This window comes from Mycolicibacterium grossiae (assembly GCF_008329645.1).
GTDB classification, from domain to species: domain Bacteria; phylum Actinomycetota; class Actinomycetes; order Mycobacteriales; family Mycobacteriaceae; genus Mycobacterium; species Mycobacterium grossiae.
In genome coordinates this window covers 1,294,856-1,310,584 of record NZ_CP043474.1, presented here as the reverse complement: position 1 = coordinate 1,310,584, position 15,729 = coordinate 1,294,856, and the positions used below count along the sequence as shown (strand labels likewise).

Sequence of the window (15,729 nt, the reverse complement as noted above, 5' to 3'; positions counted from 1 at the left end):
TGGAGGGGAAGCGTTCGCCTCGACTCGCGGCCGTGACCCGTTCGAGTCCTCGGCCGCGACCGTGCCCTAGTGGACGCGGACGATGATCTCGGAGTGTCCGAGGCGGATGACGTCGCCGTCCGCCAGCTGCCACTCCTGCACCGGCGCGTTGTTCACCGTCGTGCCGTTGGTGGAGTTGAGGTCCGACAGCAGCGCGACCTGGCCGTCCCAGCGGATCTCCAGGTGCCGCCGGCTGACGCCGGTGTCGGGCAGCCGGAACTGGGCGTCCTGGCCGCGGCCGATGACGTTGGCGCCCTCGCGCAGCTGGTAGGTGCGGCCGCTGCCGTCGTCGAGCTGCAACGTCACCGTCGCGCCACCGGCACCAGTGCCGTATCCGCCGCCGTAGCCGCCCGCGGCGCCGTACCCGCCGTCGGCGTACCCGGCGCCGCCACCGTAGGCCTGGTCGCCGTAGCCCTGCTGCGCGGGCGGCTGACCGTAGTCGTAGCCGGCGGGCTGTCCCGCGGGCTGACCGTAGTCCTGGCGGCCGTAACCGCCGCCGTAGGCCTGGTCGCCGTACCCGCCCTGCTCGCCGTAGCCGCCACCCTGCTCGGGGTAGCCGCCCTGGTCGGGGTAGGCGGGACGGGGCTCGGGGCGGCCGTAGTCGTCGTGGCGCGGCGGGGGCGCCGACGGACGGCCGTAGTCGTAGTCGCCGGCCGGGGCGCCGTAGCCGCCCTGACCGCCGGGGGCGCCGTAGCCACCCTGGCCGGGCGGCGGGTAACCCTGGTCGCCGTAGCCACCGGGCTGGCCGTAGCCGCCACCGGCGGGGGGCCGCTGGTCGTAGGACGGCGGCGGGTAACCCTGCTCGCCGTAGCCGCCCTGCTCGCCGTAGCCGCCACCCTGCTCGGGGTAGCCGCCGCGGTCATAGCCGCCCTGCTGCGGCGGGTAGCCGGGATTCTGCTGCGGGTAGCCGCCCTGCTCCGGCGGGTACGGGCGGCGGGGATCCTCGCCTTGGCGGCCGTAGTCGTAGTAGTCGTCGCCCGGCTGCTGTCCTTGTCCCTGGCCCTGGCCGCGGTAACTCGGGTTGTCGGTCATCGATGGAACTCCTGGTTCTGCGGTGTTCGCGCGGAGAGGTGATGCATGAGCGGGTGCGCCCGCCGAGTCTGAAGTCTGCGAGGTCGTGTCCGGGTTGACGGCTCCGCGGACGCGGAGTTGGCCCGTGTGCAGGTTCGGTGACGGCTCGAATCCGACGACCACCTCACCATACGTTTGCCACCCTTGGTCATGGATGTATCCCTCCAGGTGTCTGGCAAAACTGCTGGCAGTGAGATCGGGGTCGGCGCTCACCTTCCGATGGTCGGGCACACTGAGGGTAATGACGTACTCGTTCGGTGCCAAAATGTGGCCGCCGGGGAGTTCGCGCACTTTGAGTTCGGCTTCGCGCTGCAGCATCAGCTCGACTTCCTGCGGGACGATCGCCCCGCCGAAGACCCGCGCGAAGGCGTCGCCGACGCCGGACTCGAGTTTGCGTTCGAAGCGGCCGACCAGACCCATGTCGTCAGCCACCTCGCCTCGTCGTCTCGTCGTGCCCGGCGTCCCGCGTGTCGCGGAGCCGGATTGCCTTGAGGGCATGGTATCGGCCCACTGCCTCCGAACGTGAACAACGGATCTCTGAGAATCTCATCGCGGCTGGTCACGGCGGTGTACCGAGGGGCCGCGGACGGATTTGGGGGAGCGCCGGGGGTGCGTGATAGCCTTCTCGGGTTGTTCGGGGCGAGTGGCGGAATGGCAGACGCGCTGGCTTCAGGTGCCAGTGTCCTTCGGGACGTGGGGGTTCAAGTCCCCCTTCGCCCACAACGCGCGGGATGACCGCACACACGAAGGCCGTGAACCCATCGGGGTTCGCGGCCTTCGTGCTTTCTTCGTGTCGGTGGGCGCACGCATACTCCCCTTGGGGGTGGGGGACATGGGGAACAAGCGGTCGTCGGACGGTGGGGGAACCGTCGGGGGCTTCATCGTCGGGGTCATCGTGCTCGTCGCGCTCGTGCCGAAGCCGGTGTGGATTGCGCTCGGGGTGTGCGTCGCGGCAGCACTGCTCATCTGGCTGGTCTCTGCGCTGGTGGCGGCCGATCGGAAGCGCCGCGCGGAGGCCGAGGAACGCGAGCGCGCGGAGCGCATCGAACGCGCGGCTGCCGCGAAGCGCGAGCGGGAGGATCGTGCGCGCCGCGAGAAGCAGGCGCGCATCGACGCACTCGGCAAGGACAACGCGGCGCTGGTCGAGAAGGCGCTGCACTCGGTCACGGTGGTGACCGGATCCGAAGCCGCCCGTAAGGGATGGCTCGGCGACGTCGACTTCTCCGCCGACATCGCGGGCATCAACGACGCGTTCGGGAAGGCTCACGCGCTGCGCGGCGTCACCGACCGGCTCTCGGCGCTCGACAAGCCGAGCGCCGATGACCGCAGGATCCTCGCCGAGGCGCGCACGACCATCGCCGGTCTCGAACGCACCGCCTGCGAGCGCGTCGAACTCATCGCCAAGTGCGCCCGGGAGGCCCAACTGGTCGACCGGTGCCTGCGCGCCGAGCGCACCGACGCTCGCGTGGCCGAGGAGCGGGCGCAGCTGCATGGACAGCTCAGCGCCATGTTGTACGGCGTCGAGGCGACGCCGACCCCGGATCCCGCCGACTCGACGGCGGAGGTGGTCAGGACGCGCGTGCGGGCATACCTCGAGATCAAGAACCAGATCGACCGCACGCGAGGTGTCGACCGATGATGCGAAATGCGCTGTGTCGCACTGCTATTCGTCGACAGCGGCGGAGACGGTCGGGAACACCGGCAGTTCGTTCTGCCACTGGCACAATGCCACGATGCGCGCGATCGAAGGCTTGGCGGAGACCAGGCGCAGGGCGATGTCCCGTCGGCGACAGACCTCCGACAGGACGGCCAGCGCGGTGAACGTGCACAGGCCCAGGAAGCCCGCCGCATCGACGTCGACGACGAGGACGCCGTCCGGCGCGGTGGCGTTCGACGCTTCGGCCAGCACGCAGCGCCACGACGCCAGGTTGCTGATGTCCACGTCGCCGCGCACGCGCAGCACCGTCTTCGCGCCGAGGCTCTCGACGTCGACCTCGAACCGACTCGCGCCGTCGACCGCTGCGTCGAAGCACGCGGTCCATTCAGGACGAGCCAGAAATGCTCGTAGGGGAGACATCTCCGCTCATCCCTTCAGTCATCTCGCGGGGAGGATTCCTGCGCCATACCTCCCGCCCTGTGCTCTGAAGGCGGTTCTCGACCACGAAGCGTACGCCCAGAAGTTTACGTTGTAAACGGCGGTACTGTGGCGTCTGGCGAGACGACGAGAACAGCGGCGGTGGAACGAATGGCGGGTGGGCAGGGCGTCGGTCGCCGGCGCGCGAAGGACGAGGTAGGCGATGGTGCGGTCAGCGGGGACCAGTCCACCCCGCGGCTGACGCGTCCGGTGATCCTCGACGCCGCAATCGCATTCATCGACGAGCACGGCTTGGACCGTCTCACCATGCGCCGCCTCGGCCAGACCTGCGGCGTGGAGGCCATGGCGTTGTACCGGTACGTGCACAGCCGCGGTGACCTCCTCACGGGCATCGTCGACCACGTCCTCGACCAGCTGTACACCGACCAACTGGCGGCTCGTCGGCAGGAGGACGGTTGGCAGGACTACCTGCTGCGCCTCGCGCATGGCGTCCGTCAGATTGCCCTGCACCATCCCCAGGTCTTCCCGCTCGTCGCGACGGCAGCGCCCGAAGCGCCGTGGGTGCGGCCACCGCTGCGCAGTCTGCGCTGGATGGAGTCGTTCCTCGACACCCTCATCTCCTACGGGTTCACCGACGAGACCGCGGTGACCGCGTACCGCACGTACACCAGCTTCCTGGTGGGGCAGTTGCTGCAGGAAGTGTCGGCCCGCGGGGCGGAACTCCACCGTGACGAAGCCGTCGTGGAGGAAGCGGATCCGAAGACGCCGATCATGGACCTCAGCGAGTACCCGAACCTGCAGCGCCTCGAGCCGGCGCTGTCCGAGGATCACAGCGCCGCGGAGTTCGAGGACATGCTCGAAGCCATCCTCGACCGGCTCGAGTTGCTGGTCGCGCGCCACTAGCTCGCCAGCGAGCCCGCCAAAAGGCGTGGCGCCGGACGTACTTCGGCTGTCACGCTGACGGCGTGATCGACGTCGATGCCTTCCTCGCCGACGGCGTCGCGAGGCTCGAACAGCCGTCGCTGCGCGACGTCGCCGACGCCGCCCGGGCGGCGCTGTGGGCTCAACTCGGGATGTCACCGGACGATCCCGCGGGCTGGACCACGCCCGTGGCGTGGGCCGCGGACCTGACCGGCGACGGGCCGTTCGGCGCCCTCGTCCACAGTCCCGCCGTCGCCGAGGCGCTCGACCAGCTGTGCGGCGTCGGCGGATGGCAGCCGCGCGGCGCACTCGGCAACGTCCCCGTGCGCTTCCCGGTGGCTCCGGCCGCCGACGACCGGGGCTGGCATCTCGACGCGAACACGCCGGCGGGCGACGGCTCGTGGTGCGTCACCGGCCGCCCACACACGCTGCTGGTGCTGACGCTGCTGTCGGAGGTCGGTCCCGACGACGCGCCGACGCGCCTGCGCGTCGGGTCGCACCACGACGTGGCGGCCGTGCTGGGGAACCGTCAGTGGGATCCGTTCGACGCCGGGCCGGTGGTCGACGCGGCGAGTGCGCACCGTCCGATCGCCCGGGCGACCGGACGTCCCGGCGACGTGTACCTGGTGCATCCCTTCACGGTGCACGCGGCCGACGAACACCGCGGTTCCACACCACGTTTCATGGCGCAGGGTCCCGTCATGCTGGCCGCGCCGCTGTCGCCGGACGATCCCACACCGCTGGCGCGGGCGCTGCACGGCTGACCGTCAGCGCAGCGCGTGCCGCTCGCGGGACGCCCGCAGCGCTCGCCAGCCGTCGCGCACGCCTGCGAAGGAGCCCGGCGCGTCGCCGTCGACCACCACGGCGAACCGGCGTCGCCCACTGCCGCGCCGTCGCTTCGCGCGGTACATGGCGCGGTCCGCGCGGGCGAGCAGTTCGTCGGCGGTGCCGTCGGCGCCGGCCGTCACCCCGATACTCGCGGTGAGCGGCAACTGGAGCCCGGCGATCGCGAACGGGCGGGCGAGTATCCCGCGGATGCGCTCGACCAGGCCGCGAAGGTCGGCTGCGCCGGCGATCCGCTCGCGCACCACCACGAACTCGTCGCCGCCGAGCCGCACCACCACGTCGTCGTGCCGCACCGCCGTCGCCAGGCGGGTTCCCACCTCGCGCAGCATTCGATCGCCCGCCTCGTGGCCGAGGGTGTCGTTGATCCGCTTGAAGTCGTCGAGGTCGATGAACAGCACGCCGACGCGATGGCCGCAGCGCCGGGCCGTGACCAACGCGCGGGCCAACCGGTCCTCGAGGACCACGCGATTCGACAACCCGGTGAGCGAGTCGGTGAGCGCCGCACGTTCGAGCTGCGCGGCGACCTCCCTTCGCTGGGTGATGTCCTGCAGCTGCACCAGCAGGTGCGACGGCGCCCCGTCGGCGTCCGGCAGGGCGACGATGGTCTCCAGGCACCACACGACGCTGCCATCGGGCCGCCGAAATCGGCGTTCGACCTCGCGCCGGTCGCCGCCGCGCCGTGGGTTCGCCGGGGCGGCCTCGCCGGGCAGGGCGAAATCGGCGAGGCGGCAGCCGCGCAGGTCGCCTTCGCGGCGACCGAGCATGGTGCACAGCGCGGGGTTGACGCGCGACAGCGTGCCGTCGAGGTCCCGCAGGGCGATGCCGATCGTGGCGTGCTCGAACGCCATCTCGAACAGGCGGATCGCGTCGTCGCGCGCCGCCTCCGTCTCGACGCGGTCGGTGATGTCGCGCCGCGTGGTGATCACCTGGGTGGGCGGGCCCCCGGCCGACGGCAGCACGTGGGCCGTCGTCTCGATCCAGCGGTAGCCGCCGTCGGTGTGGCGCATGCGCAACGTCACCGGGGCGACGCGATCACCGGCGGCAATGCGTTGCCGCCACCGCTCCTTGGCCCCGCGGTCGTCGGGGTGGATGAGGTCGAGGCCGCTCATGCCGATGACCTCGTCGGGTTCCAGGCCGAGGACCGACTTGGTCGCCGGCGACGCCCATAGGTACGTCGAGTCCGACAGCAGTTGCCAGGCCACCATGTCGGAGCTGTGCTCGCCCAGCATGCGGTAGAAGCGCTCTGAATCCCGCAGTTCGAGGTCCTTCAGACGCTCGCCGCGGACAGCGCGGAAGGCGGTGACGACGGCGTAGGGGCGCGGGTCCGCCGGCTGGAGGAGCGGCACGGACTCCACGGTCAGCCAGACGTGCCGACCGGGAGCCTCGCTGCCGGGCCGGTGGACGCCGAGGGTGGCGCCGCGCACCGGGACGCCGAGACGCAGGGCCCGCATGGCGGGATGGTCCGCGCCGCTGACGGGCTGGCCGTCCTCGTCGACCGACGCCCACCGCCGGTCCTGGGAGGTGCGACCGAGCATCTGCGCCAGGGTCATGCCCAGGATGCTCTCGGCGCCGGGGGAGACGGCGAGGATGCTGCCGGCCGGGTCCTGCACGACGATGCCGGTGCGGGGGCACGCTGCGGGAAATCCTGCGAGGACGGCCATCGACTCGACCGAGTCGGCCTGCTCGAGTTCCCCTACCTGCACGTCGGAGTGCCCCTTCCACGATCGGCGGCAGGAAATTGACTATAGGGGCAATTGCGCGGCGTGACGAGGCCGCACACCCAATTGGCAGCCGACCGACCGGAAACGACGAAGGAGGGGCGCCCGCAAGGGGCGCCCCTCCTTCTCTCGAGCCGTCAGCGGCTCTGGTGCACTGCCGAGCCGCTAAGCGGCTCTGGTGCACTGCCGAGCCGCTAAGCGGCTCTGGTGCACTGCCGAGCCGTCAGCGGCTCTGATGCACCGTCGTGTCGACGTGCGGCGTGTTCGCCTGCTGCTGCGTGTCGTCCAGCCAGTAGTGGTGGTCGATGCCGGCCGGCACCGTCTGCACCACCGAGATGGCGTCGGCTTGCGCCGGCCCAGCCAGTCCCAGCACGGCGGCGGCGAGGCCACCGGCGACCAACGTGGTGAATCCGAACTTCTTCATGGCGTTTCCTCTTCCCTGCTTCGTCTGTCCCCCGAACGTGAGGTCCACCTAGCAGAACCGCGATGCGGCGGTGCGCATTCCGGAGCGACGGGGTGACGCGCGTTACGGGAAGCGGGCCAGGCAGAGGTCGCGGTCGCCGGACAGTCCGGAGCGGTAGGCGACGATGCGCGTGAAGCCCGCGGGCACGGTCTGACTGTCGACGTTGCTGGCCGCCAACCCGTTGGTGAGCAGGCCGGCGACGGCCTCGTCGAGATCCCCGGCGGTGAGCACGAGACCGCCCCCGCCGGGCGACTCGTCGGCGTCGGCCATCGCGGCCTGCGCGACCCCGGTGAGACAGGCCGTGCGCAACGCCGCGGCCGGAGTGTCGAGACCGAGCCCCGCCTCGTGCTGCACGGCCAGGGCGTAGCGCGAGGTGAGGACCGACAGTGCGGTGTTGTCGCCCTGCAGCAGCACGTAATTGGACTCGTCGGCGGGCGCGCCGAGCCGGCCCAGTGCGGCGAGGTCCACCCCGATGGTGTTCGTCGACGGACAGTAGGAGACCGGCGGAACGGGGGTGGCGTCGGGACAGGGGGCGGGGCCGTAGGACAGCGTCGGCGCCGAGGCGGGCCGGTACACCTCGCCGAGCGTGTCCATCATTGCGCTCAGGGTGTCCTCGTCGAGATCGACGTCCCCGGCCCGAACCGCGCCGTCACCGTCGACCGGCAGCGCCATGGGCAGGTCCCCGCGGCGCTGCTCGATCTCGTCGAGGTCGATGACCGCACACTCCGACGGCCCGCCGACGAAACCCATCTGGACGGCGCTGACGCGGTCGAATGCGGTTCCGTGACCGTCGTGGAGCATCGCCTCGTCGCCCGGCCCCAGCACGGGGTCGCGCAGCGTGATCGCCGCGGCCAGAACGTGATTGAGGCCGTCACCGGTACTCAGCCGGAAGCGCGTTGACTCACCCTCGGCCACCCACCGCACGTAGCTGCCGGCGAAGCAGTCGGCCTGCTGCTCGAGCACGATCACCGGGGTGTCGTCGGTCACCAGGCCGGCCATGTGCTGAACGGCGTGGCCGTATTCGTGCGCGATCAACGCGGCGATGGCGACGTCGCCGAAGAACTCGCGACCCGTCGGCACCATGACGCCGCGATCCCATGCCATGAGGTCACGGCGGGGGCAGTAGAACGCATTGGGCTCGCCGACGGTGTCGGTGCCGCAGATCGACGGACTCGACGGATCGTTGGAGTCGTAGGACTGCAGGCGCTCAATCGGGGCGAACTGCCCTTCGAGTGACTCCGCGTAGTTCTGCTGCCAGTACTCGGCGATGTCGTCGACCGCGAGCAGGCCCAGGGCGTCGACGCCGCCGCCGTCGCTGCCCTCGACCTCGCCGGCCGGCGCGGGAGCGTCGTCCTTGATCCCGCTGGGGCCGTCCTGGGCGGCGAGTCCCCCGGCGCGGAACGGATCGTAGAGGGTGGACACCGCGCGGCCCTGCGTGACGGAGGAGCACCCGGCGACCAGCAGCACCGCGCACGCGGCCACGATGATCCCCACGCGTCGCTTCATGTCCAGGTCCCTCGCAGCCGGTGAGCGTTCGACTGGAGACTAATCGCCGACGAGGAACGTCTCGACCGGACCGCTGAAAGGCATTGCCTGTACCCCAGATACGTGATGACGAAACTCGTTGCCACAGACCGATGATCGGGCCGTCATCGGTAGGACACCGGTTCTCAAGGACTCATTAGGAAGCGCTCCCCAACGCCTTAGATTCGACCCATACCGTCAAGGATGACGCCGTCGACAACGATGGCGCAGCCGACCCGGAGGACCGCCATGACCACGATGGGCAATCTCGAACTGTGCGAGGGCGCGCTGGTGCGGGCCTACAGCCGTCGGCTCGCGACCGTCGTGAGCGTCAGCGGCGAAATCGGTGACGGCAACGAGGAGCGACTCGCGGCGCGGGTCGGCCGCCACGTCCTCGACGACGCCGTGGTCCTCGACCTGGGCGGCCTGACGGCCGTCAGCGAGCAGGGCCGGCATCTGGTGGAGCGCGTGTACGACGTCTGCCGCGCCGCCGGCGTCGACTTCGCGGTGGTCGCCGCCGACGACGTGACCGCGACGATGAACCTCGTCGACGCCCCGTACCCCGTGGTGCGTTCGGTGCCCGATGCGCTGCGTTGCTTCGCCGATTTCACCGGCGCCCGCCGCCAGGTGCTGCTGCCGCTGCTCGGCAAGATCGCCTGAACCGCTCGGATCTGGGGTCGGATACCGGCCTAGGCCGGTGCCGCCAGGTGCGGGAAGCGGTCGTGCAGGTTGGCGATCAGGCGCTGCATCTCGGTGAGTTCGCGGCGCAGGTCGTGCCGTTGCCGGCGGTCGGTGCTCGCGCAGTACGTCCGTCGCTGCAGTCGGCCTTCGACGACGGAGAGCCTGGTCGTGCAGTCAGCCACCTGCGCGCTCAACGTAGCCAACAACAGGCGGGCCTGGCTTGCCGCCGCGTCCTCGATCACGGCGAAATCGTCTCATCGTTTTGCCATGATTGCCTCGTGGGGCCCGAATGTGGCCGATACCGCCACGATGCGGGCGCCGTCGCGAACCCCGTCGGCACCGCGCCGCCGACGCCTGGTAGGGATTGATCATGGGTAGGAACGAGCGCGCGAAGATCGTCATGTCGGACGACGAGATCGCCGACTTCATCGACCACAGCCGCACCGCCACGTTGGCGACGGTCTCGCCGGGAGGCAGGCCGCACCTGGTCGCCATGTGGTACGCCGTCCTCGACGGCGAGATCTGGTTCGAGACCAAGGCCAAGTCGCAGAAGGCCGTGAACCTGCGGCGCGATCCAACCGTCACCGTGATGATCGAGGACGGGCTCACCTACGACACCCTGCGCGGCGTGTCGATCGACGGTAGGGCGGAGATCGTCGACGCCGACCCGGACGTGCTGCATCGCGTCGGCGTCAGCGTGTGGAAGCGCTACACCGGGCCCTACAGCGACGACGTGAAGCCCTTCGTCGACCAGATGATGAACAACCGGATCGCCGTGCGCGTGGTCCCGACGCGGCTGCGGAGCTGGGACCACCGCAAGCTCGGCATGCCCGAGATGCCGGTGGGCGGCACCACGGCGCAGTACCTGCGCTGACGCGGCCCGGTGGGCGCGCACGCCCACCGGACCGCGCCGTCACGCGGCGAGCGGCGGCGCGAAGACGACCGCCGAATTCTGCCCACCCATGCCCAGCGAGGTCTTGAGCGTGATGCCGCCAGCCATCGGCGTGGGCCCGTCGAGCAGCCGGGCGTGCCCGGCCGCCACCGCCGGGGGGGCGGGGATGACGCCGCCCTCGTAGCCGAGCGCCGTGGCCGCGACCTCCACGGCGGCGGCCGCCCCTTGGCAGTGTCCGGTCAGCGGCTTGACCGAGAAGACCTGCGGCCGCCCGCCGAACAGCTCGTCGAGGACGCCCGCCTCGGCGGTGTCGCACTGCTGCGTGCCCGGTCCGTGCGCGTTGAGGTACCGCACGTCCGACGGCGCGACGCCGGCCGCGTGCAGCGCATCGCGGACGCACTCGTCGACGTACGTACGGGCCGGGTCCACCGAGGTGACGTGGAAGGCGTCGTGCGTCATGGCGCCGCCCAGCAGCCGGGTGTACGCCGAACCCTTGCCGGACATCACGAACGCGACCGACGCCTCGCCGACGGCGAACCCGCGGCTGCCCCGCTGGAACGGCCGGCATGCGTCGAGCGGTTCGACGTCGACCACCGCGACGCCCAGCTTCACGAAGTGCGCCACGTTCTCCGGCGTCAGCGAGAGGTCGGTGGCGATGAACACCACGTCGTCGACGAGGCCGGCGTCCAGCCACGTCTTGGCGGTGATGAGGCCCGCGTTGCCCGACGCGCACATCGCCGAGACGTTCATGGCCGGACCGTGAAAGCCGTACTCCTGCATCAACATCGACACCGGCGTGGACGGCATGAGGGCGAGGTAGTCGCGGACCTTCCGCTGCCCGCCGTCGGCGAGGTAGAACTCCCGCCACTCCTCGATCTCCGGCAGCACGACCGCATGCAGCAGACCCACCCTCCGGCCCGGCGTCCAGCCGCGCGCGGCGGCGTCGTCGATGGCCTCCCGGGCCGCCGCCCGCATCGCGCGCGCCGACCGGCTCGCCCCGTCACGCACGTCGCCGCCCGACGGGACCCGCGCCAGCCACGCGGCACCGCCGTCGGCTCCATACCCCTCGATGAGTTCGGCGGCGGGCTTGCCGCTGAGCAGTCCGTCCCACAGCGCCGACCGACCCCAGCCGTATCCCGTCACGGCCCCGATGCCGACGACGTTCGTCGACATCCCGACCCCACATGCTGCACCCATGGCTACCTCCGGTTGCGTGGGCGTCCCCTGCGGACCCCCTCTTCTTCGATTAACCGCCACGCAGCGCAAATTGACCAGCCGGGTGAATCGAATCGAGGCCCTGTTCGCTCCGCGTATCGGTGTTACGTTGGGTGACTGGACGCCTTTCGAGTCAGCTGAGGATCGCCGTGGGGGATCACCGAGACGACGCCGCGGCGGACGTCGACGCCACTGGCTCATCCGCTGAGCACCGGTCGGCGGACCACGCCACCGCCGACGAGCGCTACCGCCTGCTGCTCGAGCACAGCCCGGACGCCATCTGCGTCCATCAGCACGGACGTCTGGTGTACGTGAACGAGGCGGCCGTGCGGTGGATGCGGGCCGACTCGGCGGCCCAACTCGTCGGCGGCTGGATCACCGAGTTCGTGAACCCCGAGTCGATCCCCCCGATGCTCGAGCGGATCGCCGGGCTGCGGAACGTCGGCGACGTGTCCGAGCCGTCGGAGGCCGCGATGCTGCGGTTCGACGGCAACCGCCTGGACGTCGAGGCCGTCTCGGTGCTGACGACGTGGAACGGCGAGCCCGCCAATCAGGTGGTGTTCCGCGACGTCTCCGCGCAGAAGGCCGCCGAGACGGCGCTGCGCTATCAGGCCGCCCTGGTGCATCACGCGAGTGACGCCATCATCGCCACCACGCTCGACGGTGACGTGACGAGCTGGAACCCCGCCGCCGAAACGATCTACGGCCGCCAGGCCGCCGCGGTCCTGGGCCGCAGCGTGGCCGAAGCCGTTGGCGCCGAACTCAATCCGTGCAAGATCCTCGGAGTGGGCGGCGTGGTGACCGACACGCACTACGACGCCCACGGGCGACCGCTGACCGTCCGGGTGTCGGCCGCGGCGATGGACGACGGGTACGTGCTGCTGTGCACCGACCAGACCGCCCTGCGCCGCGCCGAGCAGCACTTCGAGAAGGTGGTCAGCTCACTCGACGAGGGCGTGCTGGTGCTCGACCACACCGGGCGCATCCTGTCGGTGAACCCCGCGGTGCGCCGACTGCTCGGCGTCCGCGCGGAGCATCTCGTGGTGGGCTACCGCGAACTCACCGAGGCGTGGTCGGAGCACTGGGAGTACGTCGTCTACGACGAGGACGGCGCCGCGGTGGACGCGAACGACGAGCCACCCATCCTGCGGACGCTGCGCGACGGCACGCCGTTCTCCGGTGAGGCACACAATCGGTCGGCCGCGGACGGCCAGGCGCGGTGGCTGGCCGTCACGACCTGCCGGCTCAACCCCGAGGACGGTCGCCGGTCGGCGGTGCTGATCTCGTTCCGGGACATCTCCGCGACCCGGCAGGCCGCTGAGCGGTTCGCCCACCAGGCGCTGCACGATCCGCTGACCGGGCTGCCCAACCGCACCAATCTCAGCGACAGCATCGATCGGATGCGCGCCGACGGACGGTTGGCCGCCCTGCTGTTCGTCGACCTCGACGATCTGAAGGGCGTCAACGACTCGTTGGGCCATGCCGCGGGCGACGTCATCATCCAAGCCGCCGCTCACCGCTTGCGCGGCGCGGTGCGCGCCGACGACGTCGTCTGCCGCTTCGCCGGTGACGAGTTCGTGGTGCTGCTGGTCGGGCCGCTGGGTGCCGACGCGCTGACCGCGGTGACGGATCGGATTCGCGCGATGATGGCGGAGCCCATCGTGGTGGCGGGATTCGCCGTGCAGATGGGCGCCAGCATCGGCGTGGTGGAGACCCGGCACGACGACGGTCGCGATGGCGCGACGCTGCTGCGGCTGGCGGACCGGGCGATGTACCACGCGAAGGCCACGGGCCGGCGGACCGCCGTGCTGTTCACGACCGAGGCGTGACGGGTGTTCAGTCGTCGGTGAGGTCGGCGTACTCGGGGTGCTTGTCGACGTAGTGGGCCACCATCGAGCAGGTCGGCACGATGCGCAGGCCCTCCTCCTTCGTGGCACGGAGCGCCTCGGCGACGAGGATGGTGCCCAGGCCGCGGCCCTCGAAGGCCGGCTCGATCTCGGTGTGCGGGAAGATGCGGCGGCCGCCGCGGTCGACGTAGTCGGCGAGCCCGACGGTCCGGCCCTCCACGGCGATGGTGAAGCGGCCGGGCTCGGCGGTCACGGTGGCCGGTGCGCCGGTCTTGTCGGTGACGGGGTTCATGGGGCTCCTCGGGTTCCGGTGTGCGGGCGGGGACGCAGCCTGCCGTTGGGCAGTGGCGGCGCGGGCAGGCGGTCTCCCGGGTACCCGCTGACGGCGCCGAAACGCGCGTCGGCGGACTGCCACTGCGCGCGGTACTCGACGATCTCGTCGTGGCTCCGGCCGACGAAGTTCCACCACATGACGATGTCCTCGCCGAACGGTGGACCACCCAGCAGCAGCACCCGCGCCGGACCGTCACCCGAATTGGCCAGCGTGACGGTGTCGACGCCGGGGGACTGGAACCAGAGGTCGCCCGCGTCGAGTGGTGTGCCGCCGGCCGTGACGTCGCCGGTGTCGGCGAGCACGCCGTGCTCGAAGTCGCGGTCGACGTCGAGGGTGATGGAGGCGCCGGGTGCGAGGTCGAGCTGCGCGCCGAGCAGCGAAGTGAAGGTGTGTACGGGGGAGCGCCGGTCCGCCAGTTCGCCGAGGAACACGCGTGCGGAGACGCCGTCGCCCACGGTGGCCACGGGCGGCGCGAAGTGCGCGAAGTCGCGGTCGGCGTGGCGGTCGGCATCGGGCAGGGCCAACCACAGTTGCGCGCCGTGCAGCGTCCGCGACGCCGACGTGGACACCTCGGAGTGGCAGATGCCGGCACCGGCAGTCATCAGGTTGAGTTCGCCCGGGCGCACCAGTGCGTGCACGCCGCCGCTGTCGCGGTGCTCGATCTCACCGTCGAACAGCCAGCTGACGGTCTGCAGCCCGGTGTGCGGGTGCGGCGGGACGTCCATCCCGGTGCCTGCGGCGAGGACGTGCGGACCGTAGTGGTCGGCGAAGCACCAGGCTCCGACCATCGTGCGGTCCCGCTGGGGCAGCGTGCGCCGGACCCGGATCGCGCGCGGACCGCCGAGTGGGACGTCGCGCGGGTGCAGGACACCGGTGAACGGCGATGTCCCGCACACGACTTCGTCGGGAGCCGCCTCGGTGTTGCTCACGGCGACCAGCGTAGTCCGGGCTCGAGCGGTCAGGGGGCCATCGCGTCGCGGATCACCTCGAAGTCACGCTGGTCGATGGCGAAGAGCCCGGAGCGGAACCGGACGCCCCAGTTCGAGCGGTCGGTGATGAAGCCGAGTTCGTCGATCAGCGGCCGGACGGGGGCCTCGATGACGTCGAGGTAGCGCACGCGGCGTCGCCAAGGCTGGAAGGCGGGTTCGCGGTCGACCTGAGGCACGTCGACCTGAAAGATCTCGTCGTCGCAGACCTGCCCGAGCGCGGTGAACGCCTGCAGCGGCGCACCGTCGGGGTAGTCGGTCTTGGGCGAGTAGAACGCGATCCAGTCGTCCTCCGCCATCCTGCGCAGCGGGTGCGGCCTACCGTGATTGGCCTGCGTGAAGCCGCCGGCCACGCCGCGTTCGACGTGCCCGCGGCTGACCGTGTTGATCCAGTACGTCATGCCGCTCACGCTAGGAACGCGGGCCGACAGGCCGGGGCGTTCATCCACAGTGGCGAGTTCGTCCACAGGAGGACGGCTCGGGATGGCGCCGTGGCGCGATCGAATGCTTGCCCGAACGCGAAAGAACCGCCGGCGCGCGTACGCCGGCGGTTCTTTGGGACGGTCCCGTCAGTGCGCCTCTCGGCAAGTGGTCGCTCGCGGCGACTTTCTGGGGTGGTACCCGGGGCATTGTCCGGGACCGTCGCACTTCTCAACGGGGACCGTTCCGGTTTTGTTCCGCCATCGGCCGACCCCGCTGCCGTCCCCTCGAAACACGGCAGCGAGGCCGGCGTCAGGCGGACTCGAGGAAGACCCGGCGTGGGCGGACCGTGTAGCCGTTCTGCTCGGCGAGCGAGCGCAGCTGCCCCAGGGCGAACGTCCGGCCGCGGCCACCCTCGGGGATCACGATTCCCGCCCAGAGGCCCTCGGCGCGCGGCAGCTCGACTGCTTCCCGGGCGCAGGCCCAGCGCCGCGGGCACGCCCGGCAGATCGCCTTGGCGTCCTCGTCGGCGGTGGAGGACCACCGGTCGGGATCACGCGTGCACTCGCCGACCGGCAGTCCGTCCAGGCCGATTGCGTTCATGGATTCTCCTCGGGTCGAGCGCCGCGTACTCGGTGGCGCGATGGTCTGACCGTAGCGCACTAACCGTAGCGATG

At 70.9% G+C, this 15,729-nt stretch carries 17 protein-coding genes and 1 tRNA gene; 7 read left to right on the top strand and 11 right to left on the bottom strand.

What is annotated here, in order from left to right; translation table 11 throughout:
* Positions 1-66 precede the first annotated feature (66 nt).
* On the bottom strand, positions 67-1,530 hold the full coding sequence (locus FZ046_RS06330) for an FhaA domain-containing protein (protein ID WP_070356055.1): 1,464 nt from the start codon (positions 1,528-1,530) through the stop codon (positions 67-69).
* Between the two features lie 217 nt (positions 1,531-1,747).
* Here FZ046_RS06330 and FZ046_RS06325 point away from each other — a divergent pair.
* Positions 1,748-1,830: transfer RNA gene (locus FZ046_RS06325), tRNA-Leu, on the top strand.
* A 112-nt stretch (positions 1,831-1,942) separates the two neighbouring features.
* Positions 1,943-2,749 carry a hypothetical protein gene (locus FZ046_RS06320; RefSeq protein ID WP_070356054.1) on the top strand — a complete coding sequence of 269 codons (807 nt, stop codon included), beginning with the start codon at positions 1,943-1,945 and terminating at the stop codon, positions 2,747-2,749.
* Between the two features lie 24 nt (positions 2,750-2,773).
* Here FZ046_RS06320 and FZ046_RS06315 read toward each other — a convergent pair whose 3' ends face one another.
* Positions 2,774-3,073 carry an STAS domain-containing protein gene (locus FZ046_RS06315; RefSeq protein WP_170292401.1) on the bottom strand — a complete coding sequence of 100 codons (300 nt, stop codon included), beginning with the start codon at positions 3,071-3,073 and terminating at the stop codon, positions 2,774-2,776.
* Between the two features lie 282 nt (positions 3,074-3,355).
* Between FZ046_RS06315 and FZ046_RS06310 the strand changes: the two genes are divergently transcribed.
* Together FZ046_RS06310 and FZ046_RS06305 are read left to right on the top strand one after the other, a co-directional pair.
* Positions 3,356-4,108 carry a TetR/AcrR family transcriptional regulator gene (locus FZ046_RS06310; protein WP_070356052.1) on the top strand — a complete coding sequence of 251 codons (753 nt, stop codon included), beginning with the start codon at positions 3,356-3,358 and terminating at the stop codon, positions 4,106-4,108.
* A gap of 62 nt (positions 4,109-4,170) precedes the next feature.
* A complete protein-coding gene (locus FZ046_RS06305) occupies positions 4,171-4,890 on the top strand; it encodes a phytanoyl-CoA dioxygenase family protein (RefSeq protein ID WP_070356051.1) in 720 nt (239 codons plus the stop codon).
* 3 nt (positions 4,891-4,893) lie between these two features.
* Here the strand turns inward: FZ046_RS06305 and FZ046_RS06300 are convergent, their stop codons facing one another.
* The 3 genes from FZ046_RS06300 to FZ046_RS06290 form a co-directional block, all read right to left on the bottom strand.
* Entirely contained in the window at positions 4,894-6,675 is a 1,782-nt protein-coding gene (locus FZ046_RS06300) for a sensor domain-containing protein (protein WP_070356050.1), read from the bottom strand.
* 238 nt (positions 6,676-6,913) lie between these two features.
* Positions 6,914-7,114: a hypothetical protein gene (locus FZ046_RS06295; protein WP_070356049.1), complete on the bottom strand. Its 201-nt coding sequence runs from the start codon at positions 7,112-7,114 to the stop codon at positions 6,914-6,916.
* A gap of 102 nt (positions 7,115-7,216) precedes the next feature.
* Positions 7,217-8,659 (bottom strand): neutral zinc metallopeptidase, encoded by a 1,443-nt coding sequence (locus tag FZ046_RS06290; RefSeq protein WP_070356048.1) that lies wholly within the window; start codon positions 8,657-8,659, stop codon positions 7,217-7,219.
* Positions 8,660-8,926: 267 nt separating this feature from the next.
* Here FZ046_RS06290 and FZ046_RS06285 point away from each other — a divergent pair, with 267 nt between their 5' ends.
* A complete protein-coding gene (locus FZ046_RS06285; RefSeq protein WP_170292400.1) occupies positions 8,927-9,337 on the top strand; it encodes an STAS domain-containing protein in 411 nt (136 codons plus the stop codon).
* A 29-nt stretch (positions 9,338-9,366) separates the two neighbouring features.
* Here the strand turns inward: FZ046_RS06285 and FZ046_RS06280 are convergent, their stop codons facing one another.
* Positions 9,367-9,600, bottom strand: a complete 234-nt coding sequence (locus tag FZ046_RS06280; protein ID WP_070356047.1) for a hypothetical protein — start codon at positions 9,598-9,600, stop codon at positions 9,367-9,369.
* 128 nt (positions 9,601-9,728) lie between these two features.
* On the opposite strand from FZ046_RS06280, the gene FZ046_RS06275 reads away from it, so the two are divergent.
* Positions 9,729-10,232 (top strand): pyridoxamine 5'-phosphate oxidase family protein, encoded by a 504-nt coding sequence (locus FZ046_RS06275; RefSeq protein WP_070356046.1) that lies wholly within the window; start codon positions 9,729-9,731, stop codon positions 10,230-10,232.
* Positions 10,233-10,271: 39 nt separating this feature from the next.
* On the opposite strand, the gene FZ046_RS06270 is transcribed toward FZ046_RS06275, so the two are convergent.
* The gene (locus FZ046_RS06270) at positions 10,272-11,423 is read right to left on the bottom strand and encodes a beta-ketoacyl synthase N-terminal-like domain-containing protein (protein ID WP_149484216.1); all 1,152 of its coding nucleotides are present in this window, start codon (positions 11,421-11,423) and stop codon (positions 10,272-10,274) included.
* Between the two features lie 191 nt (positions 11,424-11,614).
* On the opposite strand from FZ046_RS06270, the gene FZ046_RS06265 reads away from it, so the two are divergent.
* Positions 11,615-13,294, top strand: coding sequence for a sensor domain-containing protein (locus tag FZ046_RS06265; RefSeq protein WP_083298159.1), 1,680 nt, complete (start codon positions 11,615-11,617; stop codon positions 13,292-13,294).
* 7 nt (positions 13,295-13,301) lie between these two features.
* Here the strand turns inward: FZ046_RS06265 and FZ046_RS06260 are convergent, their stop codons facing one another.
* The 4 genes from FZ046_RS06260 to FZ046_RS06245 all read right to left on the bottom strand — a co-directional run bounded on the left by FZ046_RS06260 (position 13,302) and on the right by FZ046_RS06245 (position 15,655).
* The gene (locus FZ046_RS06260) at positions 13,302-13,604 is read right to left on the bottom strand and encodes a GNAT family N-acetyltransferase (RefSeq protein WP_070352668.1); all 303 of its coding nucleotides are present in this window, start codon (positions 13,602-13,604) and stop codon (positions 13,302-13,304) included.
* Entirely contained in the window at positions 13,601-14,575 is a 975-nt protein-coding gene (locus tag FZ046_RS06255) for a pirin family protein (protein ID WP_070352669.1), read from the bottom strand. Before FZ046_RS06255 ends, FZ046_RS06260 begins: the two co-directional genes overlap by 4 nt.
* Positions 14,576-14,604: 29 nt before the next feature.
* Positions 14,605-15,033 (bottom strand): EVE domain-containing protein, encoded by a 429-nt coding sequence (locus FZ046_RS06250; RefSeq protein ID WP_070352743.1) that lies wholly within the window; start codon positions 15,031-15,033, stop codon positions 14,605-14,607.
* Between the two features lie 331 nt (positions 15,034-15,364).
* Positions 15,365-15,655, bottom strand: a complete 291-nt coding sequence (locus FZ046_RS06245) for a WhiB family transcriptional regulator (RefSeq protein ID WP_070352670.1) — start codon at positions 15,653-15,655, stop codon at positions 15,365-15,367.
* Positions 15,656-15,729: the final 74 nt, after the last annotated feature.